Origin of the sequence: Glutamicibacter sp. 0426 (genome assembly GCF_001906485.1) — a bacterium.
Taxonomy (GTDB): domain Bacteria; phylum Actinomycetota; class Actinomycetes; order Actinomycetales; family Micrococcaceae; genus Glutamicibacter; species Glutamicibacter nicotianae.
This window is the reverse complement of sequence record NZ_MPBI01000001.1, coordinates 701,916-728,623: the sequence shown is the minus strand read 5'-3', so window position 1 is coordinate 728,623 and position 26,708 is coordinate 701,916. Positions and strand designations below refer to the sequence as shown.

The 26,708-nt window shown below is 63.1% G+C and carries 23 protein-coding genes; 7 read left to right on the top strand and 16 right to left on the bottom strand.

Annotation, left to right across the window (positions count from 1 at the left end; translation table 11 throughout):
* The first annotated feature begins 229 nt into the window (after positions 1–229).
* Positions 230–1,531, top strand: a complete 1,302-nt coding sequence (locus BKX98_RS03455) for an AI-2E family transporter (protein ID WP_038990842.1) — start codon at positions 230–232, stop codon at positions 1,529–1,531.
* Between the two features lie 354 nt (positions 1,532–1,885).
* Entirely contained in the window at positions 1,886–2,077 is a 192-nt protein-coding gene (locus BKX98_RS03450; RefSeq protein WP_038990840.1) for a hypothetical protein, read from the top strand.
* A 64-nt stretch (positions 2,078–2,141) separates the two neighbouring features.
* Here the strand turns inward: BKX98_RS03450 and ndk are convergent, their stop codons facing one another.
* From ndk to ileS, 4 genes are read right to left on the bottom strand one after another with little or no spacing between them, the layout of a single operon-like run.
* Positions 2,142–2,558, bottom strand: coding sequence for a nucleoside-diphosphate kinase (gene ndk, locus BKX98_RS03445; protein WP_038990838.1), 417 nt, complete (start codon positions 2,556–2,558; stop codon positions 2,142–2,144).
* A 40-nt stretch (positions 2,559–2,598) separates the two neighbouring features.
* The gene (locus tag BKX98_RS03440) at positions 2,599–3,030 is read right to left on the bottom strand and encodes a DUF4233 domain-containing protein (RefSeq protein WP_038990837.1); all 432 of its coding nucleotides are present in this window, start codon (positions 3,028–3,030) and stop codon (positions 2,599–2,601) included.
* Positions 3,030–4,325: a folylpolyglutamate synthase/dihydrofolate synthase family protein gene (locus BKX98_RS03435; protein WP_369826761.1), complete on the bottom strand. Its 1,296-nt coding sequence runs from the start codon at positions 4,323–4,325 to the stop codon at positions 3,030–3,032. Before BKX98_RS03435 ends, BKX98_RS03440 begins: the two co-directional genes overlap by 1 nt.
* A 56-nt stretch (positions 4,326–4,381) precedes the next feature.
* Complete coding sequence (gene ileS / locus BKX98_RS03430; RefSeq protein ID WP_073706133.1) at positions 4,382–7,642, bottom strand: isoleucine--tRNA ligase; 3,261 nt, start codon at positions 7,640–7,642, stop codon at positions 4,382–4,384.
* 449 nt (positions 7,643–8,091) lie between these two features.
* On the opposite strand from ileS, the gene helR reads away from it, so the two are divergent.
* The 5 genes from helR (at position 8,092) to BKX98_RS03405 (ending at position 14,803) form a co-directional block, all read left to right on the top strand.
* Complete coding sequence (gene helR, locus BKX98_RS03425; protein ID WP_073706132.1) at positions 8,092–10,269, top strand: RNA polymerase recycling motor ATPase HelR; 2,178 nt, start codon at positions 8,092–8,094, stop codon at positions 10,267–10,269.
* A 13-nt stretch (positions 10,270–10,282) separates the two neighbouring features.
* Positions 10,283–11,530 (top strand): sensor histidine kinase, encoded by a 1,248-nt coding sequence (locus BKX98_RS03420; protein WP_073706131.1) that lies wholly within the window; start codon positions 10,283–10,285, stop codon positions 11,528–11,530.
* A complete protein-coding gene (locus BKX98_RS03415) occupies positions 11,524–12,144 on the top strand; it encodes a response regulator transcription factor (RefSeq protein WP_198934345.1) in 621 nt (206 codons plus the stop codon). The genes BKX98_RS03420 and BKX98_RS03415 overlap by 7 nt, the downstream gene beginning before the upstream one ends.
* Before the next feature lie 111 nt (positions 12,145–12,255).
* Positions 12,256–14,358 (top strand): MMPL family transporter, encoded by a 2,103-nt coding sequence (locus BKX98_RS03410; RefSeq protein WP_073706129.1) that lies wholly within the window; start codon positions 12,256–12,258, stop codon positions 14,356–14,358.
* Positions 14,351–14,803, top strand: a complete 453-nt coding sequence (locus BKX98_RS03405; RefSeq protein WP_038990831.1) for a DUF2871 domain-containing protein — start codon at positions 14,351–14,353, stop codon at positions 14,801–14,803. The genes BKX98_RS03410 and BKX98_RS03405 overlap by 8 nt, the downstream gene beginning before the upstream one ends.
* A 231-nt stretch (positions 14,804–15,034) precedes the next feature.
* Here BKX98_RS03405 and BKX98_RS03400 read toward each other — a convergent pair whose 3' ends face one another.
* The 12 genes from BKX98_RS03400 to BKX98_RS03345 form a co-directional block, all read right to left on the bottom strand.
* A complete protein-coding gene (locus BKX98_RS03400) occupies positions 15,035–16,489 on the bottom strand; it encodes an FAD-dependent oxidoreductase (protein ID WP_073706128.1) in 1,455 nt (484 codons plus the stop codon).
* Positions 16,490–16,506: 17 nt separating this feature from the next.
* Positions 16,507–17,286 (bottom strand): uroporphyrinogen-III C-methyltransferase, encoded by a 780-nt coding sequence (gene cobA, locus BKX98_RS03395; RefSeq protein WP_073706127.1) that lies wholly within the window; start codon positions 17,284–17,286, stop codon positions 16,507–16,509.
* The gene (locus BKX98_RS03390) at positions 17,279–18,136 is read right to left on the bottom strand and encodes an ABC transporter permease (RefSeq protein ID WP_038990828.1); all 858 of its coding nucleotides are present in this window, start codon (positions 18,134–18,136) and stop codon (positions 17,279–17,281) included. The genes cobA and BKX98_RS03390 overlap by 8 nt, the downstream gene beginning before the upstream one ends.
* A complete protein-coding gene (locus tag BKX98_RS03385; RefSeq protein ID WP_038990827.1) occupies positions 18,108–18,851 on the bottom strand; it encodes an ABC transporter ATP-binding protein in 744 nt (247 codons plus the stop codon). The genes BKX98_RS03390 and BKX98_RS03385 overlap by 29 nt, the downstream gene beginning before the upstream one ends.
* Positions 18,851–19,948, bottom strand: coding sequence for an ABC transporter substrate-binding protein (locus BKX98_RS03380; protein WP_073706126.1), 1,098 nt, complete (start codon positions 19,946–19,948; stop codon positions 18,851–18,853). Before BKX98_RS03380 ends, BKX98_RS03385 begins: the two co-directional genes overlap by 1 nt.
* Positions 19,935–21,230 (bottom strand): sulfate adenylyltransferase subunit 1, encoded by a 1,296-nt coding sequence (locus BKX98_RS03375; RefSeq protein ID WP_073706125.1) that lies wholly within the window; start codon positions 21,228–21,230, stop codon positions 19,935–19,937. Before BKX98_RS03375 ends, BKX98_RS03380 begins: the two co-directional genes overlap by 14 nt.
* Before the next feature lies 1 nt (position 21,231).
* Entirely contained in the window at positions 21,232–22,155 is a 924-nt protein-coding gene (gene cysD, locus BKX98_RS03370) for a sulfate adenylyltransferase subunit CysD (RefSeq protein WP_073706124.1), read from the bottom strand.
* Positions 22,156–22,166: 11 nt separating this feature from the next.
* Positions 22,167–22,889, bottom strand: a complete 723-nt coding sequence (locus BKX98_RS03365) for a phosphoadenylyl-sulfate reductase (protein WP_073706123.1) — start codon at positions 22,887–22,889, stop codon at positions 22,167–22,169.
* Positions 22,886–24,586 carry a nitrite/sulfite reductase gene (locus BKX98_RS03360; RefSeq protein ID WP_073706450.1) on the bottom strand — a complete coding sequence of 567 codons (1,701 nt, stop codon included), beginning with the start codon at positions 24,584–24,586 and terminating at the stop codon, positions 22,886–22,888. Before BKX98_RS03360 ends, BKX98_RS03365 begins: the two co-directional genes overlap by 4 nt.
* 67 nt (positions 24,587–24,653) lie before the next feature.
* Positions 24,654–25,394, bottom strand: coding sequence for a sirohydrochlorin chelatase (locus tag BKX98_RS03355; RefSeq protein ID WP_038990820.1), 741 nt, complete (start codon positions 25,392–25,394; stop codon positions 24,654–24,656).
* A gap of 30 nt (positions 25,395–25,424) precedes the next feature.
* A complete protein-coding gene (locus BKX98_RS03350; protein ID WP_073706122.1) occupies positions 25,425–26,189 on the bottom strand; it encodes an SDR family oxidoreductase in 765 nt (254 codons plus the stop codon).
* A 58-nt stretch (positions 26,190–26,247) separates the two neighbouring features.
* Positions 26,248–26,679, bottom strand: coding sequence for an isoprenylcysteine carboxylmethyltransferase family protein (locus BKX98_RS03345; RefSeq protein WP_158024649.1), 432 nt, complete (start codon positions 26,677–26,679; stop codon positions 26,248–26,250).
* Between the last annotated feature and the right edge of the window lie 29 nt (positions 26,680–26,708).

The window sequence follows — 26,708 nt, the reverse complement described above, 5'->3', positions numbered from 1 at the left end:
GAAAGCAACGGGGCCGCGCAGCGCGCGGCCCCGTTGCTTTGCATGAGCTTGCCTCCAGAGCGCTTGTAAAATCAGCCAATAGTTGCAGGAATCTTCGGCTTAATGGTGCAGAAGCAGGTTCTATTGGCCTAGCCAACACTAAATAATCAGTCTCGCGGTGTTGCCCCGGAACCTTGTCAAGTCGTTAGCCTATTGTTAGAGCTATCAGAACCAGCTACAAGGAGCGACTATGGCTTTTTTCCGTAAGGTCAGGCTCGCCGCGTTGTCGAAGAACCAGTCTCAAGATGACAAGCCGACACCTGCCGAGCACCACCGCGTTCCGGCCAAGGACGCCAAACCAGAATTCACTGTCACCAGCTTGTGGACCGACTTGCTAGGCCGACTGGGCATCCGCAGCGCGCAGCTATTGATCGTTGGCGCTCTGGCAACATTCCTCATCATCGGCATGCTCCGCTTGACCATGATCGTGATCCCGACACTGCTGGCCGTCATCATTTCCTGCGCGCTATGGCCACTTGTCGTCAAACTGCGCAAAATCGTTTCACCGATGCTGGCAGCATGGATCGTATTCCTCGGTTCGCTCTTGATCCTAGGAGGCATCGGCACCGGCCTGGTCTTCTCGGTCATCAGGGAATGGCCAAAGCTCGTTGACCAAGCTGTCGAGGGTTTCAACCAGCTCAATGAGATGGTCCAGGGCTTCATCGGCACGATGCCGTTCAACATCGACCAGAGCCAGATCGATAGCGTCGTTGAAACAATCACCGGATTCTTGACCAGTTCCCAGTTTGGCACCGGTGCATTGAACACGCTGAGCGCCGCCGGCAGCTTCGTCACTGGCTTGATCCTGCTTCTGGTGATCCTGTTCTTCTTCCTGAAGGACGGAGACAAGATCTGGGCCTTTGCCGTGTCGTGGACTCCACGCCACTACCGCAACAAGTGGATTCTCTCCGGCGATCGGGCCCTGCGCACCTTCGGCGGCTACATCCGCGGTACTGCCACCGTGGCCGCGGTAGATGCCTTGGGCATCACCGCAACATTGCTGATCGTGCAGGTGCCCTTGGCCATCCCGCTGGGTGTCATCGTCTTCCTCGGATCCTTCGTCCCGATGGTCGGTGCTACGGTTGCCGGAATCCTGGCCACGCTGATCGCCTTGGTGACCAACGGTCCAGTGATTGCGCTAATCGTGCTTGCCGCGGTGATCTTGGTGAATCAGCTGGAGGGCAACTTCCTCCAGCCGGTCGTCATGGCCAATGCCCTGAGCCTGCATGCGCTGGTCGTCTTGATGGCGCTGACCGCTGGCACCGTCCTCGCTGGCATCGTTGGCGCCGTCCTGGCGGTGCCGCTGGTTGCGGCAGCGTGGGCGGTGATCAAGGTGTGGACCGGACGCGACAAGTCCGATGCGGTGGCTGAAGCCAGTGAAGACATCAAGTCCGAAGTTGAAATCAGCGAAGAGGACGCGGCTATCGAAAAGCTCGAAGCCAAGGAGAAGCACAGGGAACAGCACATGGAATCCCCTCAGGATTCTGCGTAATTGTCGCCAGTGGGGGCGCTCCTGCATTGCAGGGGCGCCCCTTTCTTACGCCACTTAATGCTGTCGTTCGAATTATTTCCAAATAATTCTCAAGGAGTTCATGCGCCCTCCCAGCCCCGAATTTCCAGGGTTTTCACGCTGGGAGCAGAGCGTGGATGGCTAATCCCGCGTTGCCGTGCGTGTTGTTTCTGTGTTTAATGTGACTGAAGTGATGGAAGTGGAGCGACGCGGGATGCGCAAGCACCTTGAGAAGTTTTGCAGCATGTCTTCGTTTTCCCCAACAGGGAGAATCCCGCGCCATGCTTCGCCCGCAATCAATGCGCTAACGCGTACTGAAGACTGGGAGGTATCCACGTGCTGGAATCCAGCAATGACGGAGCAGATAAGTATTTTTCGCTGACCGTCGGCCCAATCGCCGACCGCCATCAGGTGGTCAGGATCGGTGCCGCGGAGCAGCTGCCACTGGACTCGGCCGCGCAGGCGTCCGGAAGTTCGGTACAGCAACCGTCCGCGCTCGCCCAGGACAGTTTGGATGACTGGTTCTAGGTTCCGCTTTCAGGTATCAAAAAATCCCGGCAGCCCATGGCTGCCGGGATTTTTGCGTATCAGCTTACTTGCCGAACCAGATGCCGATCTCGCGCTCTGCGGACTCAACGGAGTCCGAGCCGTGGACCAAGTTCTGCTGGACCTTCAGGCCCCAGTCGCGGCCGAAGTCGCCACGAATGGTGCCTGGGGCTGCGGTGGTCGGGTCGGTGGTGCCGGCCAGCGAACGGAAGCCTGCAATGACGCTCTGGCCTTCAGCCACGATCGCCACCACTGGACCGGAGAGCATGAACTCCACCAGCGGCTCGTAGAACGGCTTGCCTTCGTGCTCTGCATAGTGCTCGGCGAGCAGCTCTCGAGTAGCTTCCAGCTGCTGCAGCTTGGCAATGGTGTAGCCCTTGGCTTCAATGCGGGCAAGGATCTGTCCGGTCAGGCCGCGCTTGACGCCATCTGGCTTGACCAGGATCAGGGTACGTTCAGTCATGTGACTACCTCTTCGTATCGTTGATGTACTTCTTGGAATCTTAGGCTTGCTCGGGGTTGGCTTTTTCCCAGGCTTCCTGGGCGGCGGCACGGCGCTTGTTTTCCACGTCGATTTCCTCGCCCTTGGACAGCGCAAACCACCAGCACAGGGCGAACGCCGCGGCCAGGTAGAACATGTCCACCAGGATGAAGCCGCTCAGGAAGAACACTACCTGCAGGATCCAGCCGATGATGTAGCCGATCTTCTTGCCCAGCAGGGCGCAGTTGAAGATGCACAGCAGCGCCACGGCAGCGCCGAGGCTGAGCACCACTGCGGGTTCGCCGCGCTTGAGCCCGAAGGCCGCGAGGGTGACGAACACCGCCAGCAGCGCCTCGCAGACCAGCACGGTTGATGCGAACATCATCTTCGTGGAACGCTGCTTCTTCTTCATCCCAGGTCGCCACTCGCGCTGGGCACGGGTGAGTTTGGCCATTAGGACTTGCCTCCCTTGAGCAATAGTGAAATCTCGCCCACCAGTGTAATCGAACCGGTGACCAGCACTCCGCCGGACAGGTCGTTGCCTGCCTCCGCGCGGCCAACGGACCACTCGATGGCGTCTTCCAGGTTTTCGGTGACGTGGATGTCAGCTTCCGGCCAGCCGGCATCGATGGCCAGGGTGGACAGCTCGCCGGCGGGAATGGCTCGCGGCGAGGAGGACTGGGTGATGCAGATGTCCTCGACCATGTCCCCGTATTCCTCGCGCAGGGTGTAGAGCATCGCCTCGGCGTCCTTCTCCTGCAGGATGCCGACCATCAGGACCAGACGCGTGAAGCCGAAGGATTCCTTGATCGCTTCCGCGGTGACGCGGATGCCGTCCGGGTTGTGCCCGGCATCCACCAGGATGCTCGGGGCCGCACGCAGCAGTTCCAGCCGGCCCGGGCTCGTCGCCGCGGCGAAGCCGTCGCGGACCAGGTCGGCGTTCAGCTCGCGCTGTCCGCCGCCGAGGAATGCCTCCACCGCGGCCAAGGCCACGGTGGCGTTCTGCGCCTGGTGGGCGCCGAACAGCGGCAGGAAGATCTCGTCGTAGCGGGCAGCCTGGCCCTGGATGGACAGCAGCTGCCCGCCCACGCCATGCTGGCGATCCAGCAGCTTGAAGTCCAGGGTGTCGAAGGCCGCCGGCACGTCGAGCTCGCGGGCACGGGCCAGCAGCACGTCGGCCGCGTCCACCGGCTGCACCGAGGAGACCAGGTAGCCTCCGGGCTTGAGGATGCCGACCTTCTCCTCGGCGATCTCCCCCGGGGTGTCCCCGAGCAGGTCGGTGTGGTCCAGCGAGATCGGGGTGATCACCGAAACATCGGCATCGGCCACGTTGGTGGCGTCGGTGATGCCGCCCAGGCCCACTTCGAGCACCACGACATCCACCGGGACTTCGGCGAAGACCGCGAAGGCGAGGATGGTGACAGCCTCGAAGTAGGTCAGCTTGTTTTCCCCGCGCTCGACGAGCTCGGCGTCCACGATCTCAAGGAACGGGCTGATCTCATCCCATACGCGCACGAAGGTCTCGTCATCCACCGGCGCGCCGTCGATGGCGATGCGCTCGGTGACCGAAATCAGGTGCGGCGAGGAGTAGCGGCCGGTGCGCAGATCGTGCGCCATCAGCAGCGATTCGATCATGCGTGCGGTCGAGGTCTTGCCGTTGGTGCCGGTGATGTGGATGACCGGGCAGGCCTTGTTGGGCTCGCCGAGGATCTCCATGGCCCGGAACATCGGAGCCATGCGCGGCTCCATCTTGTTCTCCGGGGCCCGGGACAGCAATTGCGCGTAGACACGGTCCAGTTCGCTCACTAGTTGGCCTCGACTTTGCCGGAATCCAGCTTGGCCACGGCAACCTGCTCGCCCTGGGCCGAATCGTCGGCGACGAGCTCCAGCTGCGCGCTCAGGGTTTCGCCGGCCACCAGCTCGCGGTTGGCTTCCAGCGCCGCGATGGTGGCCGCGCTGGCGGTGATCACGGTGCGGATGCGGTCCGAAACCTGCAGGTCCGCGTCCTTGCGGGCGGACTGGATGGAGCGGATCATGTCGCGGGCGGTGCCCTCGGCGGCCAGCGCCTCGGTGACCTCGGTATCCAGCACCAGGAAGCCGCCATCGATGACCGCCGCGGCGATCTCGCCGGCCGCATCCACCACGGTGTCCAGGGTGTATTCGCCCTCGGCCAGTTCCAGGCCGCCGGCGGTGACAACACCGTTGGCGACGGACCAGTCACCGGACTTGGCGCCCTTGATCGCCTGCTGCACGTTCTTGCCCAGGCGCGGGCCGGCGGCACGGGCGTTGACCACCAGCTGCTGGCTGATGCCGTAGCTGGCAGCGTCCACGCCCTCGGCGTCGATCAGGGTCACTGCCTTCAGGTTCAGCTCGTCCTTGATGATCGATGCGTAGGTGCCCTCCAGGCGGGCGGCATCGGTGAGCACAACCTTCAGCTCGGCCAGCGGCAGGCGCACGCGCAGGTTCTTGGCCTTGCGCAGCGAGGAGCCCACCGAGCAGATCTTGCGGGTGGTTTCCATGGTTTCCAGCAACGCGGCGTCGGTCGGGAACTGCTCGGCATCCGGCCAGTCGGCCAGGTGCACCGAGCGCTGCCCGGTCAGCCCGCGGAAGATCTCTTCGCTGGCCAGCGGCAGCAGCGAAGCGGTGACCTTCACCAGGGTTTCCAGCGCGGTGTACAGGGTGTCGAAGGCCTGGGTGTCCTCGTCGAAGAAGCGCTGGCGCGAGCGGCGCACGTACCAGTTGGTCAGCGTGTCCATGTAGTGGCGCACCGCCTCGGTGGCATCGGAAACCTCGTAGGAATCCAGCGCCTCGGTGACCTCGCGCACCAGCTGGCCGGTGGCGGCCAGCATGTACGCATCCAGCGGGTCGGTGGAAGCGGTGGTGAACTTGGCCTCGTAGCCGGCCCCGTTGTTGGCGGAGTTGGTGTAGAGGTTGAAGAAGTGCCAGACGTTCCACAGCGGCAGCAGCACCTGGCGCACGCCATCGCGGATGCCCTGCTCGGTGACCACCAGGTTGCCGCCGCGCAGGATCGGGCTAGCCATCAGGAACCAGCGCATCGCATCCGAGCCGTCGCGGTCCAGGACCTCGGTGACATCCGGGTAGTTGCGCAGAGACTTGGACATCTTCTGCCCGTCCGAGCCGAGCACGATGCCGTGGGAGATCACGTTGGTGTAGGCCGGGCGGTCGAACAGCGCGGTGGACAGCACGTGCATGGTGTAGAACCAGCCACGGGTCTGGCCGATGTACTCGACGATGAAGTCCGCCGGGTGGTGGCCGGAATCGAACCATTCCTGGTTGTCGAACGGGTAGTGCACCTGGGCGTAGGGCATCGAGCCGGAGTCGAACCAGACGTCGAGCACGTCTTCCACGCGGGTCAGCGTGCCGCCTTCGGCACAGCCTTCGTGGGCGCGGGTCAGCTCGTCGATGAACGGTCGATGCAGATCCGGCTGGCCTTCGTGGTTCACCGGCAGGCGGCCGAAGAAGTCCTTCAGCTCGGCCAGCGACCCGAAGACCTCGCGGTGGGTGCACTCGGCGCCCGAGCATTCCCAGACCGGGATCGGCGAACCCCAGTAGCGGTTGCGCGAGATCGACCAGTCGCGGGCGTTTTCCAGCCACTTGCCGAACTGGCCGTGCTTCACGTTGCCCGGGATCCAGTTGATCTGCTCGTTCAGCTCGACCATGCGGTCCTTGAACTTGGAAACCTCGACGTACCACGAGGAGATCGCGCGGTAGATCAGCGGGGTGCGGCAGCGCCAGCAATGCGGGTAGGAGTGCTCGTAGGAAGCCTGCTTGACCAGCTTGGCCTCGTCCTTGAGCACATTGGTGATGGTCTTGTTCGCATCGAAGACCTGCACGCCGACGATGTCGGCCAGCGGCCCGCCAGCGAAGACCGGCAGGAACTTGGCGCCCTCGTCCACCGAGAGGATCACCGGGATGCCGTGCTCTTCGCAGACCTTCTGGTCATCCTCGCCGTAGGCCGGAGCCTGGTGCACGATGCCGGTGCCGTCGGCCACGGTGACATAGTCGGCGGTGAGAATCTGCCAGGCGTTTTCGGTGCCGTACTTCTCGGTGTCGGTGTAGGTGTCCCACAGCGGGGCGTAGCGCACGCCGGCCAGGTCGGCGCCGGTGTAGCTGGCGGTGACCGCGGCGGCGGCTTCCTTCGCGTCCTTGTAGCCCAGGTCCTTGGCATAGGAGCCGAGCAGGTCGCGGGCCAGCAGGAATGGGCCGGCGGCGGCCGAAGCCTTCACGCCAGCTTCGCCGGCGGGGAGAACGACGTACTCGATGTCCGGGTGCACTGCCAGCGCCTCGTTGGTCGGCAGGGTCCACGGGGTGGTGGTCCAGGCCAGGGCCTGCACGCCGGCCAGGGCCTTGGAGGCCTCGGTTTCGCCGGCGAGGATGGTGAAGCCGACGGTAACGGTCTGGTCCTGGCGGTTCTTGTAGACGTCGTCGTCCATGCGCAGCTCGTGGTTGGACAGCGGCGTCTCGTCCTTCCAGCAATACGGGAGCACGCGGAAGCCCTGGTAGGTCAGGCCCTTGTCGGACAGCTGCTTGAATGCCCAGATGACCGATTCCATGAACTCGACGTTCAGGGTCTTGTAGTCGTTTTCGAAGTCGACCCAGCGGGCCTGGCGGTTCACGTACTCTTTCCACTCGTCGGCGTACTTCATCACCGAGGTGCGGCAGGCGTCGTTGAACTTGTCGATGCCCATGGCTTCGATCTGCTTCTTGTCGGTCATGCCCAGCTGCTTCATGGCTTCCAGCTCGGCTGGCAGGCCGTGGGTGTCCCAGCCGAAGCGGCGCTCGACGCGCTTGCCGCGCTGGGTCTGGTAGCGGGCGACGAGATCCTTGACATAGCCGGTGAGCAGGTGGCCGTAGTGCGGCAGGCCGTTGGCAAAGGGAGGTCCGTCGTAGAAGACGAATTCTTCGCCTTCGCGCTGGTCGATGGAGGCCTGGAACGTGTTGTCGTTCTTCCAGTATTCGAGGACGCGCTTCTCAAGTTCTGGGAATCGCGGTGAAGCCGGGGTCGAACCGGTTGGGTCTGTAGTGACCTTCGGGTAGAAGCTCATCGAATGGGCCGTCCTTCAAGCGTAGGGTCGATAAATCCTTGCCTACGAGGACGGCGATAATGCCGCGGTACCACCCCGCTTATCCCCCGCCTAAATCGCGGAGAACCACTTATCATCAGCTGTGACGGGCTGGTCCCGTTCGGTTCTACTGGGCAAACCCGAGGTTCGCGGTTCTTCCGAAGACTCACCGGTGATAGCCGGATCGAAGTCGCAGTCCTTATATCGTACCGCGTGATGCGCGTGGTGAAAATTCCCAGATCACCCAAGATGGCAATGAGTTCAGGCTCACAGCCTTGTGGCCCAAGCACCGAGGAAAGGGGCTGATGCAGGGAAATCTCCGTTGCCTGCATTTTCAGGATAGCGCGTTGAGGGGGCCTTGCCGCAAGGCCCCACCCATGGCCCATAATCGATACCTTCCCCACGAGAACCATCCAGATCAGGGAGCCTGCGTGCCTGCTGCAACTTCTAACACCAGCTACTTCAATTCCATCCACGAACATGCCACACCCGAACTCGCGGAAGACATCGCGCAGGACCAGCAACGGCTGGAAGAGATCGCCGCGCGCATCAAGCAGCTCCGCTGCGAAGCGGTTGAGCGCATCGCTGCACGCGGCAAGGACCGGGCCGGCACCCTCCAGCAATCCCTGCAGCGCGATGTCGAGCTGAACGAACTGGCTCAGCGGCTGCGCCAGCTGGACCTCATGGGACCATACGCCTGCTTGGGGTACATGCAATTCGCCCAGACCGGCGAGCGCCTCTACATCGGACGAGCCGGCTTGAGCGATGCCCAAGGCAAGCAGCTGATGGTGGACTGGCGCACACCGGCGGCCGAACCATTCTTCGCTGCCACGCATGAAGAGAGCTACGGGCTGTCGATGCGTCGCCGCTACCGCTGGCGCCGGCAGCGCATTTCCGACTACTGGGACGAAGTATTCGATTCCTCCCAGCTGCAATCCCATACCCGCCTGGATGACCACTCATCTTTTCTCGCGTCACTTGGCAGCAAGCGCACACCGAAAATGCGGGACGTGCTCTCGACGATCCAGTCCGATCAGGACGCGATCATCCGCAGCAGCTCGCGCGGCGCACTGGTGGTTGACGGCGGGCCAGGCACCGGCAAGACGGTCGTCGCCCTGCACCGCGCCGCGTACTTGCTCTACGCGGATCAGCGCCTGCGCAGCCAAGGAGGCAAGGTGCTGGTCGTGAGTCCGCATGAAGCCTACTCCTCCTATGTCTCTGATATCCTGCCGAATTTGGGAGAGGATGATGTTCTCATTGCCACTCTTTCGAACATAGTTTCGATAGGGCAAGATCTCCCTGCCGAACAAGATCCCGAAGTCCAGCGCATTAAATCCAGTGCCGCCATGCTGAGTGCGCTGAAGAAAGCAGTCGAGGTCTTTGAAGAGCCGCCCGCCACCGAGGTGGTGCTCGATATCGGTGAATTCCAAGCCAAGGCCACTGCGCAACTATGGCGCGACGCGGTGGGCATGATCGACTCCGAGACTCCGCACAACGAAGCGCGCATCCAATTGCGCGAAGCTCTGGTTGACCTGCTGCTCCCCCAGCTAGCAGGCAGCAATGCCGCTGAACCGCAACTTCGCGCCGATGCGGCACGAAGTTCTGCACTCGGAGCGCTGCTCAATGAATACTGGCCCATCCTGGATCCGCTGAATCTCCTGAAGGCTTTGTATTCGACGCCCGCATTGCTTCGGTACAGCGGCTCGGAACTCACTGACGACCAGATCGAGAAGTTGCTGTCCGCCCCACGTCCAGTCGCATGGACGACATCAGATATTCCGTTGATCGATTATTCCCGCTATCTGATCGGAGACCAGGACAGCGAGACCAGCCATCGTGACGAGCAGTCTCGAATCCATGCAGAGCGAAACCGATGGACGAACGTCATAGACGATCTGATGGCCTCGGCTGATGACAAGGAAGACCTGGCATCTCAGCTCATGCACCACGATCTCCAGGAGCATCTGCTCAGCCATAGCTTGGAGACCCCGTTGGCGAAGGAAAGTTTCGACGGGCCCTTCTCGCATGTCGTCGTCGATGAAGCCCAAGACCTGACCGATGCCCAATGGGCAATGATCCAACGCCGTTGCCCGTCGGGCAGCCTGACGATTGTCGGCGACAGGGCCCAGGCCGTTGACGGTTTCAGCACGTCATGGGAACAGCGGCTAGCAAGCATAGGCATTCACGACATCTCCATCTCCCGGTTGCGGGTCAACTACCGCAGCACCGCACAGATCATGGAAGCCGCAGCAGCGCAGATCCTGCCGGAGATGCCGGAGGCCAACGTGCCGCAATCGCTGCGAGCAAACGGTGCACCGGTACGCTACGCCCATCCTTCACACCTCAAGAAGATTCTCGACCAATGGCTGGCCGAAAATAATGAAGGCACCGCTGCGGTGATTGGGCTTCCGGGTTTCCCCGCCTCCGAACGAGTCAGCGTGCTGACTCCTGAACACGCCAAGGGACTGGAATTCGATCTGGTGCTCGTCTGCCAACCTGAGAACTTCGGCCAGACCCGGCGCGGCGCAGTACGCCGGTACGTGGCCATGACCCGAGCGACAGCTCAATTGGTCATATTGGCCGAGCAACGACCATCGGGCAGCCTTTAGTAGGCTGGCTTCCATGAGCACTGCCGAACCGCAACGGTTGGAAACCCGGAATCAACAGCACGCCTTCGCCTCACCAAGCGTGCTGCGTTGGGGCCAGCATCTGGTCACGGCGATTCTCCTTGCCATTGCGCTGCTGCGACAGCTAGCAACTCAGGATGCCGCGTTGCCTGCCATCCTCGTCTCAGTGCTTTTCGCTGGCTGGTACAGCGCAGGCTTCATTGCCCATTCCAAGGCTGGCGCCTTCGCGGTGCGCGCATGGTGGCTGGCGCTGCTGCTCGGGATTTGGGTAGCAAGCCTTTTCGTTTCGGCCGAATTCATGTGGCTCGCCTTCAGTCTGTGGCTGCTCTTGGGCCACCAGCTGCCGTTCCTACCCTCAATCTTGTGGTCGGTGGTCGTCTACGCTTTTACGCTGCTTGCTCCGTATCTGCACCATGGGCGACTGAGCATTGCGGCCATAGCCGGTCCATTAGTCGGCGGCTTGTTCGCTTGGGGCATTTCCCGCGGTTACCTGCAGATGGAACGCGATGCCCAAGTGCGCACTTCGCTCGTGAATTCCCTGGTCCGCGCCCAGCATGAAATGGCCGACCTCCAAGAGGAACTTGCGAGGTCGCAGCACGAGGCGGGCATCGCAACGGAACGCACGCGCCTGGCCCGCGAAATCCATGACACTGTCGCACAGCAGCTGTCCTCCATCGGCCTGCATGCCAAGGCGGCAGAGGCCTCCAAGGAACCGGACGCAGCCGAGAAAGCACTGGTTCGCATTGATGAGCTTTCCGGACAGGCGCTGACCGATTTGCGCCGCATTATCGCCGCGCTCGCACCCGCTGAACTGGATTCGCAGGCACTGGCCGGCGCATTGAACCGGATACTGGAGAATTTCGAAGCTGATTCGAACGTCGGCACCCGGCTGGACATCGAGCCGGGTTTGCCCGCCCTGGAGCCCAGCGTGCAGATTGCCTTGCTGCGCACCGCGCAGTCGGCGCTCTCTAACGTCCTTCGCCATGCCCACGCTTCAATCGTTGCTATCAGCTTGAGCAGCAGTGGCGACGAAGTCCGCCTGGATATCGTGGATGACGGTGTTGGGTTCACGCCGAATTCCGGTCCCGCGCAAACCAGCACCGAGGCTGGCGGGTTCGGCCTGAAAGCCATGAACCAGCGGCTGCGGGAGCTCGGCGGCGGACTGGACATCGAAAGCTCCCCAGGCGAAGGCACAGCACTGTGCGCGCATCTTCCGATCAACGTCGCAAAGGACAAATCGTGATCCGCATCCTCTTAGTCGATGACCATCCCATCGTTCGCACCGGGTTGCGGGCGCTTTTTGAGAACTTCGGAGACATCGCAGTGATCGGCGAGGCCTCCAGCGGCGAGGAAGCGCTAGCGTTCGTCAAGGACAACCCGGTTGATGTCGTGCTGTGCGATCTGCGCCTCGGTGCCGGGATGAACGGCGCGCAGACCACGGCAGCCATCCGCAAGCTATCCAAGCCTCCCCACGTGCTGATCCTGACCACGTTCGACAAGGACTCGGAAATCTTGGCCTGCATCGAAGCCGGAGCCGCCGGCTATCTGCTCAAGGACGTCAGTGCGCAAACCATCGTGGATTCCATTCGCCAAGCAGCGGCCGGCCAGATGGTGCTGGCCCCAGAGATGACCCTGCGGGTTGTCGAGGGCATGCGTCGGCCGAAGATCGAGCTGACTGCACGCGAGAAAGACGTGCTGGCCCAACTGGCTACCGGTGCCGGAAACAAGCAGATCGCCAAGGCGCTGTTCGTGTCTGAGGCAACGGTGAAGACCCATCTGGTGCATATCTTCGACAAGCTCCAAGCATCCAGCCGCACAGATGCCATCAACAAGGCGACAGAGCACGGTTTGCTCTAAGTTCTTCCGGCATTCGGAAGACACGCCGGTAACCGCCTCAACCTTTCGGTTGAACTTTTATTCGCCCTTTTCCACGATGGATTGACCTGCAAAAAATCATTAACTGGAACTATGAAAGTTCCAGTTATTTCCCGGGTCGGCGATTCGCTGACCAGCCGGCGCGGCGCTCGCCTGTGGGCCGTCGGCATCGTCGCAGCAATTCTCGTCCTCTTTGGCGCGCTGAGCAGCGTCCAGGCTCCGGCCCGGTCTGCGAGCTCGCTGGTTGGCGATTCGGATTCGGCCAAGGTCGCCCAGCTCATCGATGCGAACTCCAACGAGTCCGAAGCCACGGCCCTGCTGGTGGCCAGCCGTGGCGACGGCAACGCGCTCAGCGACAACGACCGCGCAATGATTGATCGCCAGGCAGATGCCTTGGGTCACGCAGCGAACGTCACCGCTGGCCGCACCATGGCCAGCGAGGATCAGCAGGCAGCCATGGTTCCGCTCTCCTGGAATACCGTGTCCGATGCGGCCGACCGGGAAACGCTCAAGTCGATTCGAAGCTGGATCCAGGATCATCCATCAGCAGATTTGCAGCTTCAGGTCACCGGGCCTACCGCCTTTGCAGTCGATGTCACCAATGCATTTGCCGGTGCCGACTTCACCCTCTTGGCAGTCACCGTGGCAATCGTGGCTGTCTTGCTGGTCTTGACCTACCGATCGCCGGTGCTCTGGCTGATCCCGTTGGCGGTCGTTGCCATCGCCGACCGCAGCGCCTCTCTGGTGGCCAACCTGCTGGGCAATGCCTTCGACCTGCACTTCGATTCCGGCGTGCTCAGCGTCCTGGTCTTCGGCGCAGGCACCAACTACGCCCTGCTGCTGATCTCCAGGTACCGCGATGAGTTGCATAAGCATGCTGATCACCGCCAGGCGCTGGCTAAAGCCTGGGCATCCAGCTTCGAGGCCATTCTCACTTCAAACCTGACCGTGGTCTTGGCTCTGCTCACCCTGGGCCTGGCAGTCATGGACGATACGCGCGGATTGGGTATCGTTTGCGCCGTCGGCTTGCTGATCGCGGCGATCTTCGCGCTGTTCCTCTTACCCCCGATCCTGGCCATGTGCGGCCGCAACGCCTTCTGGCCATTGATTCCCCGTCCAGGACAGGAAGCCAAGACGGAGAATTTCTTCGGCCGTGCAGCTCGCTCCGTGATGAACCGTCCGGGACTGAACCTCACCGCGATGGCACTATTGCTTCTGGTGCTTGCCGGAGCACTCACCGGTACGCGTATTGGCCTGGATCAAACCCAGCAATTCCGAACGGCAACCGAATCCTCCAGTGCCATGGACCTGCTGGCAGAGCATTTCCCCGCCGGGGAAACCCAGCCGGTCACCGTCTTGGCGCAGGGTGCAGGGACTGGCCCATTGCGAGATGAATTCGCTCGCCTTGAGAACGTGAAACGCGTCGGCGAGGCAAGCCAGCTCGGCACTACCGCGTGGCAGGAGTTCTCGGTGATTCTCGACGTTGATCCCAACTCGGCGAAGGCCCAGGATCTTGTGCAGCAGCTGCGTGATGCCGCAGCCCGTGGAGGAGACGGGCAGGTGCTGATTGGCGGACAGAGCGCAGAACAACTGGATTCACATCAAATGCACCTGCGAGACCTCTACGTGATTGCGCCGCTGATCATGATGATCTGCTTCGTGATGCTCGGCTGGCTCACCCGTTCATGGCGCACTGCCCTGGCTCTGGGAGTGGTGAACCTGCTCAGTGCTGCAGCTGCTGTCGGATTGGGTTCGCTGGTTTCCTCAGTCGTCTTCGAGGCTGACGCGCTGGATGTCCAAGTGCCGCTGTTGGCCTTCGTCTTCCTGGTAGCGCTCGGCGTGGACTACACGATCTTCCTGACCCAGCGCGTGCGCCAGGATGCACAGGCGCTGGAACTGCATGAAGCAGTTGCCTTGGCAGCAAGCCGCACCGGATCAGTCATCACCAGTGCCGGGCTCGTGCTCGCCGGAGTATTCGCCGCCCTGGCGACCTTGCCTCTGACCGTCCTGGGCCAGCTCGGCCTGATCGTCGGACTCGGCGTCCTGCTGGACACATTCGTTGTTCGGACCTTGCTGCTGCCCGCGCTGTTCGCGGTCCTGGGTTCGGCCAAGCGCCCGGTCTTCGGCCACGTTTCCTCCCCTGCGGAAGCATCTGCAGAACCAACCACTCAGAAAGAAAGCAACATCAATGCGTAAGCTCGTCAATTTCTCCTTCACCTACATGATCCTCGGAGTCGCCTCTGGTCTCTTCTACCGGGAATTCACCAAGATGAACGGTTTCCCGGAGGGAGCGTGGACCCAGCTATCGGTAGTCCATACCCATCTGCTCGTCCTCGGCTTCATCATCCTGCTGCTGGTGCTCCTGCTGGAGAAGGCCTTCGTCCTGAGCCAGCATCGCAAGCTCTTCGCATGGTTCATGGGAACCTACAACGCGGGTGTGCTCCTCACTGCGGGCATGCAGCTCACCCACGGCATCATGACCGTGCTGGGCATCGAGTCCTCCAAGATGGTCTCCGGCATCGCGGGCCTTGGACACATGTCGATCACTGCAGGCATGATCCTGCTGTTCATCATGCTCCGCCGCAGTGTCGGCGCCGGTGATCAACAGAAGGCCCCACGGAAGCGGGCAGTCGAGGGCTAGGCAATCGGCCCGTCGTCGATTTGCCGTTCCCGGCTGGCCGGTGAACTGGCTGGCTGGGCGGGTCTGAACATCGCGCGGTGGCCCTGGCAGCAGCGCTGCTCATGGCAGCTGATACTGATTCGGCCGGTAGCAAGTCGAAGAAGTTGCGGGCTGAAAACACCAATGGGCAGGGTCCCTCAGCAGATTTGCCGAGGGACCCTGCCCATTGCGTGCTAGAGCCCGGGGTGAAACTTACAGGCTCTCAACCAATTTTTTTGCCGAAGAGAATTCCATCATCGCTTCGCGCTCAACAACCTTGATGCGGTCGCGGGTGATCTCGCCGAAACGGGTCGAAACGGTGCCGGCCGCAGCGCCCAGCTCCTTCTCGTGGGCATCCAGGTTCTTCCAGCCCTCCCAGTTGGAGAAGTTCACGCCGCGGCTTTCCAGCAGCTCGGCGATCTTCTGGGAAGAATCCGGCTGTGCCAGCTTGGTGAGATCTTCAAGCAGGTGGGTGATCGTCTCCAAGGCGTCGCCCTTGGTGTGGCCAATCAGGCCGATAGGGCCGCGCTTGATCCAGCCGGTGGCGTACAGGCCAGGAACGTGATTGCCCGAAGCATCCAGCACACGGCCTTCAGCGTTTGGCAGCACGCCCTTGGCACCGTCGTATTCAATGTCATTGACCGCTGAGCCGAAGTAGCCGACTGCACGGTAGATGGCCTGCAGCGGGTACTCGATGAATTCACCGGTACCGCGTGCGCCACCATTGCCGTCAAGCTCATTGCGCTCAACCTTCAGACCGGAAACCTTGCCATCCTCACCCAGAACCTCGACCGGGGACTGCAGGAAGTGCAGGTGCAGGCGACGCGAGGCGCTTGGAGCTTCTTCGCGTTCTTCCTGCTCGATCAGCCAGTTGGTCAGCGTGGAGACCATGGTCTTGGTCTGGTTATTGGTCTTCATGGCTTCGTCCGAGGCCTTGTCGAATTCGAAGTCCTCCGGGTACAGCACGATGTCCACGTCCTTGGAGTGCGAGAGTTCGCGCAGTTCCAGCGGGGTGAACTTGACCTGTGCCGGACCGCGGCGGCCGAAGACGTGCACGTCGGTGACGGCCGAGTCGTTCAGCTGCTCGTAGATGTGCTCCGGGATTTCGGTTTCCAGCAGCTGGTCAGCGTGCTTTGAGAGAATGCGGGCGACGTCCAAGGCGACGTTGCCGTTGCCGATGACGGCAACTTCCTTGGCCGAGAGGTCCCAGTTCTTGTCGGCATCCGGGTGCGCGTCGTACCAGGAAACGAAGTCGGCGCCGCCGAAGGAGCCGTCAAGATCGATGCCCGGAATATTCAGGTCGGCGTCCTTCTGGGCGCCGGTCGAGATGATCACTGCATCGTAGCGGGTGCGCAGGTCCTCCAGCGAGATGTCCCGACCCAGGCCGACGTTGCCGTAGAAGTCGATCCAGTCGTTGTCGAGCACCTTGTGCAGGGCATTGATGATGCCCTTGATGCGTGGGTGGTCAGGCGAAACGCCGTAGCGGATCAATCCGAAGGGAGTCGGCAGCTCGTCGAAGAGGTCAACGTGCAGCTTCAGTTCGCCGGAGGCGACTGGCTGGCTCTTGTTCAGCAGGTCGGCGGCGTAGATGCCAGCTGGACCGGCACCAACGATGGCAACACGCAGCGCCCGGGAAGTGAGGTGCTCAGGGACGGTAATTTCACTCATCAAACAACTTCTCTTTCTTAGTCAACGAATGAGGCCGGCGCGGTGGCTTCGGCATTCACTAGCGGCAGGAGGTCTACCAGTTGGTCGGAGGCTTCCGGGGCTAGCCGAACGACGTCACCTATAACGATAACGGCCGGATTCGCCACTGCGGCCTTGCGGGCGCGCTTTACAATCCCTTCTAGCGTACCGATAGTTGTGCGCTGCGTCTGTGAGTAACCTCGCTCAACTATCGCAATTGGGGTACTTGACGGTAAACCACGGGTAAGCAATGTCTCAACAATTTGCGGCAAATTCGATACTCCCATCAGCACCGCCAAGGTGTGATCGGACCGGATCGGCACATCAGCAAGTTCCCCGTGCCCGCTGACCACGGTGAACCCGGCAGCAATGCCCCGATGGGTGACGGGAATGCCGGCAGCCATGGGCACCGAGACGGCACTGGTAATGCCTGGAATCACGCGTACAGGAATGCCATATTCCGCGACGTAGAGCATTTCCTCGCCGCCGCGGCCCAGCACGAACGGATCGCCGCCCTTCAGGCGGACCACCCGCTTGCCTTCCAAAGCGTATTTGACCAGTAATTCATTGGTTTCATCCTGGGTTTTGACATGGCATCCAGGCGACTTGCCCACATCGATAACCAGCACGTCCTCAGGCAGCTCGGCCAGCAGCGCGGTGGGGCCCAGCTTGTCGGCCAGGACGACGTCTGCGGCCATCAAGGCCTTGTATCCGGCGACGGTGATCAGCTCGGGATCCCCCGGCCCACCGCCAATCAGTGTGATGCGGCCATCAGCCATTGTTCTCTCCAGTCCGGGTCATTCCTCGATCGGCCATCAGCTTGCGTTCGATCGGGGCGAAGAATAGAAGTTCGATAAGTACGCCAACCAGCAAGATGGTCAATATGACCAACATCACCAGCGGCAGATCGGCGAGGTCCCGGCCGCGCTGGAGCAGCGAGCCTACGCCCAAGGCCAGCGAGCCGCCGACAGCAATCAGTTCGGCCGCCATCAAGGAGCGCCAGGCGAAAGCCCAGCCTTGGCGCAGGCCTGCCACGTAACCGGGCAAAGCAGCGGGCAGTTCGATGTACAGGATGTGCTCGCGCCGGGAGGCGCCGAGCACCTTGGATAGCGCCTTGTACTGTGTCGGGATCATGTCGATTCCCGAGAGCAGGCCGTTGATGATCGACGGGATCGCGCCCAGGAGCAGGACGGTATAAATCGTCGCGTCGGAGAGCCCGAAGAGGATGATCGCCGCTGGCACCCAGGCAATGGACGGCAGGACCTGCATGGCCGACACCAGCGGTCCAACCCCTTGGCGCAAGAGCGGCTGGTGGGCCAGCAAGAGCGCCAGCGGAGTCGCAATCAGCACCGCGATCCCGAATCCGCTCACGGCGCGGAACAGCGAGGTGCCTACGGCCTGAACCAGTGAACCGTCGGCCAGCAGCTGAGGCAGCCTGCCGGCCACGGCGACCGGTCCGGGGAACAGGTCTTCGCGCAAGGGGCTGGCCCACGAGGCAATTTGCCACAGGCTGAGCAGCACCAGGACGGTAAGAATCGGAGCGACGACGGCATCAAGCTTGCTGCGGGTGCGCTTCTTCGCCTGTGCCGGCGTTGCGGCCTTAGCCGGCGCTTGGGTCAGTGAGCTCATGCTTTCGCTGCTCCTTTCGCAGTATCGCGGTCAGTTCGTTGGCCAGTGCGGCTGATTGCGCCGGATCGTTGCGCAGGTGATCGGTGATCTGACGGGTTTCCAGGATCCTGCCGGGGTGCGAGGAAAGCACCAGGATCCTGCCGGCAAGCCGGATCGCCTCGCGGACGTTGTGGGTGACGAAGATGATCGTCTTGCCGGTTTGCTCCCACAGGGCGCGCAGCTGCTCGTGGAGCATGTCCCGGGTGATTGCGTCCAAGGCGGCGAACGGCTCGTCCATCAGCAAGACCTGGCGGTCCTGCGCCAGAGCCCTGGCCAGGGCGACGCGCTGCCGCATGCCGCCGGAGAGCTCATGAGGCTTCTTCCCGATGGCGTGCCCCAGCTGAACCAGCTGCAGCAGTTCGGTGGTGCGCGCGGTCCGCTGGGCCGCCGGATAGCCGGCGAGCTTGAGCGCCAAATCCACGTTCTGCCCGGCGGTCAGCCACGGAAGCAGATTGGAATCCTGGAACATGAATGCCGCCCCGTCGTGCGGGACTTCCAACCAGCCGGAGCTTGGGGCCAGCAGCCCGGCGATCATGTTCAGCAACGATGACTTCCCGCATCCCGAGGCACCCAGCACCGCGATGAATTCGCCGTCGTCGATCTCAGTACTCAGCCGGTCGATCACCAGCCCGGTGCCCGGATAGCTCAGCGAGACTTCATTGATCAATACGCCCATCAGTGCTCCTGCGTTGCAAGGAAACGGGTGTCCACCAAGCCGTCAACCGAACCGGTCTGCCCGATGCCAACCTGCGCCGCATGGTCGATCAGCGTCTGGTAGGTATCGGCCAGCGGGTCCTCGTCGAAGGAAACTTCTTCCAGTGCAGCGGCAATGACCGTCTCATCGAAGGAGCTGCCGTTCGCTGCGGCCAGGGCCTCCTGGACTGCCGCGGCCTTGTGCTGCTGATCTGCCGAGTTCAGCCATCCAATGGCTTCGGAGTTCGCGGCCACGAGCTTTTCCACGGTTCGCGGATGCTCGGTGAGGTAGTCCTGGGAGACGACCAGAACGGTCGTAGGGAATTTCCCGTTCTCCCACAACGTGGATTCGTCCACTAATCGATGACCCCCGTAGTTCTCCACCAGCAAGGAGGCGTAGGGCTCGGGAACCCACGCCCCGTCAATGGCGCCCCGCCCGAACAGCTGGGTGAGGGTGGCATTGGAGCTGGGCGTCACCGTGGCTTGCTGATCCAGCCCGTGCTCGGCCAGATAATGGCGCAGCGCCACGTCTTGGGTTCCGCCGAATTGCGGGGTGGCCAGCTCGGTGCCAGCCAATTGGCCGGGCTCGGAAATATCCGGGGACACGACCAGGCTTGCACCGCCGGATGAGGCGCCGGCGACGATTTTCAGTGACTTCCCCCCGCTGGCCAGGTAGCTGTTCAGCGCCGGACTGGGGCCCAGGTAGGCCGCATCGATGGCACCGGAGTTCAAGGCCTCGATCGCTGCCGGACCGGCATTGAACAGCTGGGTTTCCAGGCTCGTGCCATCAGCCTCAAGCTGGTCTGCAAGCAAGCCCTGGCCCGTGGAAATCAGGGCCGGGGCGTGGGTCAGGTTGGCGAAATAGCCCAGCTTGAGCTCTGCCGCCGGGCCGAGGTCCGCCGCATGCGCCGGGGCCTGGCCTGGTCCGGGCACCACGGTGGTGAGCACCGCCAGCGCGGCAAGTGCAACGACGCCGGCCAGGCCAGCGATCCTCCCGCGGAACCCGGTCGCCGGGCTGGCCGCGGACAGGCGGATTCGTGCCCCGTGGCTGATCCGGGTGCCGGCATCAGGCCGCTGCATGCTCGGCCTCGGTGATCCCGGCCGCCAGCGTGCGGCCGGTGGCGGGGTCGATCAGCAGGAAGCTGCCGCCGGTGCGCGAGGTGCTGTACTGCTCGATGGCTACCGCGGCCGAGCTGCGCACGGTGATCCGTCCCAGATCGTTGAGCCCGAGGCTGTCGGCTGGCAGCTGCGAGTAGTCGGCAATATCAATGACGTAGTTGATGTCGGCGAGCTTCGCGGCGGCGATCTTGGTGCCGTGCTTGATCAGCACCCGCTGGCCCTTGCCCAGCTGCACTGGATCCAGCACGCAGATATTTGCCTGGAACTCCCGTTGGGCTTCGGGCAGCTCGCCGGCGACCAGCGTGTCGCCGCGCGCAATGTCCAACTCGTCCTCCAGTTCCACGGCAATCGCGTCGCCGGGCCGCGCCTGGGCGGTGCTGCCGGCTGGCGTGCTGATGGACTTGATGCGGGTGACCAGCGGTTGCCCGTTGGACAGCACCTGCACCTGGTCTCCCACGTTCAGGGTCCCGTCCACCAGGGTTCCGGCGTAGCCGCGGTAGTCGCGGAACGCTTCCGGGTCCAGCCCCGGTGCCAGCGCTCCCTGCGGGCGCAGCACGTACTGCACATCCAGGCGGGCGGTGCCCTTCGGCAACGCCGGCTCCAGGTCTTCGAGCAGTCCGAGCAAGGTCGGGCCGGCGTACCAGTCGGCGCTGGCCGAAGGCTCGACGACATTGTCCCCCTGCAGGGCGGAGACCGGGATGACGGTGGTGGCTTGCACACCCAGCTGCTCGGCGAGCGCCAGCACTTCTGCCTCGATCTTGCTGAAGGCCTCCTCGTCCCAGTCGATCAGGTCCATCTTGTTCACCGCAATGACCAGCTGGGGCACCCGCAGCAGCGCGAGCACGCCCAGGTGGCGGCGGGTCTGCTCCAGCACCCCGTGCCGCGCGTCGACCAGCACGATGGCCGCATCGGCGGTGGAGGCGCCGGTGACAGTGTTGCGGGTGTACTGCACGTGCCCGGGGCAATCGGCCAGGATGAAGGAGCGCTTGCCGGTGGAGAAGTAGCGGTAGGCCACATCGATGGTGATGCCCTGCTCGCGTTCGGCGCGCAGCCCGTCGGTGACCAGCGCCAGGTCCAGGCTTCCGGCCGCCCCGCCGAAGCCGCGTTCGGCGCTGGTGCGCGCCAGGTCGTCCAGCGAGTCGGCGAGGATGGCCTTGGCGTCGTGGAGCAGGCGGCCGACAAGGGTGGATTTCCCGTCATCCACCGAGCCGGCGGTGGCGATGCGCAAAAGTGTGGTGGTCATCTTAGAAGTACCCTTCGGTTTTGCGGTCTTCCATGCCCGCGGCGGAAATTCGGTCATCGGCACGGGTGGCGCCGCGTTCGGTGATGGTGGCGACGGCCAGCTCGTCCAGCACCTTCGCCACGGTGTCGGCGGCGGAGAGCACCGCGCCGGTGCAGCTGGCATCGCCCACGGTGCGGTAGCGCACCTGCTTGATCACCACCGGCTCCTCTGCGGTGGGCTGGCTGACGGGGGTCAGCGCCCGCCACATGCCGTCGCGCTCGAACACCTGGCGGCAGTGCGCGAAGTAGATCGGCGGCAGCTCGATGTTCTCCCGCTGGATGTAGGCCCAGATGTCGCGTTCGGTCCAGTTGGAGATCGGGAAGGCGCGCACGTGCCAGCCCGGCTCGTGGCGCCCGTTGTACAGGTTCCAGATTTCCGGGCGCTGGTTGCGCGGATCCCAGACGCCGAACTCGTCGCGCAGCGACAGGATGCGCTCCTTGGCGCGGGCCTTGTCCTCATCGCGGCGGGCCCCGCCGAACACCGCGTCGAAGCCGTTGGCTTCGATGGTGTCCAGCAGCACCCGGGTCTGCAGCCGGTTGCGGGTGCCGTCGGGCAGCTCGGCAAGCTCTCCGCGGTCGATGTAGTCCTGCACGGAGCCGACCACCAGGTTCAGGCCGTACTTTTCCACCACTGCGTCCCGGAAGTTCAGGACTTCGGCGAAGTTGTGGCCGGTGTCAATGTGCACCACGGGGATGGGGACGCGGCTGGGGTAGACGGCCTTGGCCAGCAGGTGCAGCACCACGACGGAGTCCTTGCCGCCGGAGAACAGCAGCCCGGGCTTGTCGAACTCTGCGAGCACTTCGCGGATGATGTGGATGGATTCGGCTTCCAGGGCGTCCAGGACGCTGCGCTGGGTGCCGGCGGGGGCGTTAGCGGTAATGGTCATGATTCGCTCCTTTAGACGTGGATTCCGCATTCGGTCTTGCTCAAGCCGGCCCAGCGGCCGGCCCGGGGGTCTTCGCCCTCGGCCACCGGGCGGGTGCACGGCTGGCAGCCGATGGATGGGTAGCCGTTGGACAGCAGCAGGTTCACCGGCACCTGGTGCTCGGTGGCGTAGCCGATCAGCTGGTCGAAATTCCATGGGGCGACCGGATTGAACTTGACCAGTCCGTGCTTCTCATCGAAAACGACCAGCGGGGTGTTGCTGCGGGTCGGCGCCTCGTCGCGGCGCACCCCGGTGAACCATGCGCTGTATCCGGACAGCGAACGAGCCAGCGGGTCCATCTTGCGCAGCTGGCAGCAGGCGGCCGGATCCCGGGAAAACAGGTCCTTGCCGAACTTCTCGTCCTGTTCGGCAACGCTCAGCTCAGGCAGCACATCCACGACGTTCACGTCCAGGGTGCGGGCGACCTCGTCGCGAGTGACATGGGTTTCGGCAAAGTGGTATCCGGTCTCCAGGAACAGCACGTCGACCTTCGGCAGCTGCGCGGCGACCAGGTGCGGCAGCACTGCGTCGGCCATCGAGCAGGCCACCGCCACCTCATCGGCGCCCAGGTGCTCGGCGGCGAAGGCGACGACCTGCTCGGCCGTGGCCTCCCAGCCCAACTCATCGGCGCCGAGCTTGGCGATCCGCCGCAGTTCGGCTTCACTGCGGGTTCGCACGGGGTTCTGCTCGCTCATTTCAGTTCGTCCTCTTCAGCTCGGTGGGCCCAGGCCGCGAAGGATTCGCCGTCGTCCGCGGAGGCCGAATAGTTCTTCACAACCCGCTCAACGTAGTCGGGCAATTCATCGGCAGCCACCTTCAAGCCGCGTACGGTACGGCCCATGGTCGCTTCGCCGTTTTCCCGGCCGGCCAAGGTGCCGCCCAGGTGAACCTGGAAACCTGGCACCTGCTCGCCGGCCTCATTGGTGATCAGCTGGCCCTTGAACCCGAGGTCTGCGGTCTGGATGCGGGCGCAGGAGTTCGGGCAGCCGTTGACGTGCAGCGCCAACGCCCGGGGCAGCTTGCCCTGGTGATCGGCCAGGCGTTCCTCGATCTTCGCTACCGCGTCGATCATGGTGTCCTTGGTATCCACGATGGCCAGCTTGCAGAATTCGATGCCGGTGCAGGCAATAGCCGACCGCTTGAGCAGTCCGGGATATGCTTCCAGTCCGAGGGCGCGCGCTGCGCCGACAAATTCCTTGACCTGCTCCTCGGCGATATCCAGCGCAAGGATCTTCTGGTGCGGCGTGGTCCGCAGCCTGGTGGAGCCGTGCGCCTCGACCAGGTCGGCCAGGGCCACGAGCGTGCTGCCCGAGACGCGTCCTGCCGGGGCGGTCAGGCCGACGTAGAAACGGCCGTCTTTCTGCTCGTGCACGCCGCTGTGGTCACCTGCCGAGGTGGGCTGGGCCGGCAGTTCGCAATCAGGCAGCGCGTAGCCCAGGTACTCGTCCTGCAGCACCTGGCGGAACTTCTCGGTGCCCCAGTCGGCCAGCAGGAACTTCAGGCGGGCGCGGTTGCGCAGCCGGCGGTACCCGTAATCGCGGAAGATCGAGGTGACGCCCTCCCATACGTCGGCGGCCTGTTCCTGGGAGACGAAGGCGCCAAGGCGCTCGCCGAGCCGCGGGTTGGCCGACAGTCCCCCGCCGACCCACAGGTCGTAGCCGGGGCCGAGTTCCGGGTGGATGGCCGCGATCAGGGCGAAGTCGTTGATCTCGTGGACTACGTCCTGGCTGGGGTGGCCGGTGATCGCGGTCTTGTACTTGCGCGGAAGATTGGAGAACTCCGGATTGCCAATGTAGCGGCGCGAAATCTCGGCAATCACCGGGGTGGGATCGATGATCTCGTCCTTGGCGATCCCAGCTACCGGGGAACCGAGGATGACGCGCGGGACATCGCCGCAGGCTTCGGTGGTGTGCAGCCCCACGCTTTCGAGGCGGCGCCAGATTTCTGGAACATCGACGACGTCCACCCAGTGCAGCTGCACGTTCTGGCGGTCTGTGAGGTCTGCCGTGTCGCGGGCGAAGTCCTTCGAGATCTGGCCGATGACGCGCAGCTGCTCGGTGGTCAGCGCCCCGCCGTCGATGCGCACGCGAAGCATGAAGTAGCGGTCCTCGAGCTCTTCAGGGCTCAGCGTGGCGGTCTTGCCGCCGGGAATGCCCTGGGCACGCTGGGTGTACAGGCCCCACCAGCGAAAACGCCCGTGCAGGTCATCCGGGTCGATGGAGTCGAAGCCCTGCACGGAGTAGATCTCTTCGATCCGCTGGCGCACGTTCAGGCCGTTGTCGGCGGCCTTCATTTCCTCGTTGGCGTTCAGCGGCGTAGTGCCATCGACCTTCCATTGGCCGTTGGGCTTGGCCGCTCTTTTGGGGCGAACTGGTGTGGTTGTCTGCGTCATGCCCATCAGCCTAGGAACTGCCCCCAGGGGGTCAGCAACCTGCTGATGTCACATGGCTACGCGTTGACTAACGGGTTAGGAGTTCGTCATCTGGAGACATGAAAAGCCCTTCTTGAAGGGCCTTTTGCAGTCGCACAAGGAAACATTGAGTGATCATGACGTCAGGCAGCAGTGGGCTTGTCACCACGTCGGCGCCTGTGCTAGCCAGCTTCTGCTGGAAGTATCCGTCGGCGAGCAACGCGCTGAGCACCAGCACCGGACGACCGGCCGCGCCGCCCACGAGCTCAGCGATCCGCGGCTGCGCGCCCGCGCAATATCCCACCAGCACTTCGCGTTCCAGCAGGCCCGCGACCTGCTCGGCCAGGTTCTCGACCTGGTTTTGGCCGACTTCCAATCGTGTGCCCGCGGCGGCCACGATGACCAGCGGGCCTTTCTCCAGGTGCCCGGCGGCACGCTGCGCCAGAACTTGGGCCAGTTCTGGCAGCGGGCCCAACGGCGGTGCGGCTAAGGTGCCGGGGCGTGAAGCGACAGCCTGCGCAATATCGTCGGTCGTATGCACCCCGTCTGAGACCAGCAATGGCAGGACCACTGCCGGCTCGCCTTCGGGCAGTGCCGCGATGACCGATTCGAGCCGGGGTTCCTGGACATCCACATAGGCTTCGTGCCAGAGAAGCTGCCCCGGGAATTGCTGTGCGCTCATGCGTTCAAGATCGGCACGCAGATCGTGGATCAGCTGCTGCCCGTGGAGGTTGTCCGTGCCATGCGATGTGGCCACGACATGGATCGTCTGCTGGGTCTTTTGGCTCATGATTTGGTCCTCATGGATGAAGTTGGGCGCCTATTTGGCATTGCGGATGAGCTTGTGGTTCGCGGCTTGCGCCTGCGGGCGGATGACAATCTCATCGAGATTCACATGGGCCGGGGCGCTCACCGCATAGCGGATCACCTCGGCAACGTCTTCGGCGGTCAGCGGATGATCCACGCCAGCATAGACGTTATCGGCAGCGCTCTGGCTGCCCAACCGGCGCAGGGAGAACTCTTCTGTCTGCACGAGGCCAGGCAGGATCTCGATAACGCGCAACCCGTTCTCGACTTCTTCCAGGCGCAGAGCCTGGGTCATGGCCCGTTCTGCAGCTTTCGCCGCGTTGTAGCCGCTGCCGCCTTCGTAGCTGGCCAGTGCCGCCGTGGACGTGACGTTCAGGACGGTGCCGCGCGCCTCGCGCAGCTGCGGCAGCAGGGCACGGGTCAGGCGCATGGTTCCCATTACATTGGCTTGCCACATGAATTCCCAGTTCTCGTCAATCGCATCCGCCCAGGTCTCCGTTCCCCGGGCACCGCCAGCGCAGTTGACCAGCGTGTCGACGCCGCCCTGGGCGAGCACGGTTTCCGCCAACGAGTCGACATCAGCCTGCACGCTGACATCTGCTGGAACGGCGATCGCGCCGCATTCGGCAGCGAGGCTTTCCAAACGTTCTGCACGGCGGGCCACCGCGAAGACGGTCCACCCTTGAGCGCGCAGAGCGCGTACGGTTGCCTGCCCGATTCCGCTGGAAGCTCCGGTCACGACGGCCGAACGGGATGAAGTGCTATTAGTAGTAGTCATGCAACAACTGTAGAACTAGATGATTACCAGTTGGTAAGGCATGAATTTCTCTTACGTTTCATCTGGCATGGGTTTTGCCGCGCTCAGTGGAAGGAATCCAGCGCGGCACCGCCCGCTGGTACTGCCAATACGCCTGTCCGTATTTCTGCGCCAGTGCATCTTCTTCAGCGGGTATCTGGAACTGGTCGAGCCAGCAGGCGAGCGCGACGCTGGGAACAAGCCCCAGTAGCGAGCCCCGCCACATGGCATAACTGGTGGATACGGCAACCATTCCCAGGTACATCGGATTGCGGGTGCGGGCAAAGAGTCCCGTCGTGACCAAAGCGGTGCTGTTCTCCGGACGCCGCGGGTTCGCGGTGGTCTTGGCGGCATGGAAAGAGAGTCCTGCGCCTAGGGCAAGGCCAGCACCGCCAATGGCCAAGAGCCCGGCCATGAGTTTTAACCCGGTTGATGAACGCACCTCGGGAACCAGCAGCCGTTGTGCAGCCATCGCGGCTGCTGCAATGGCCGGTGGCGGCA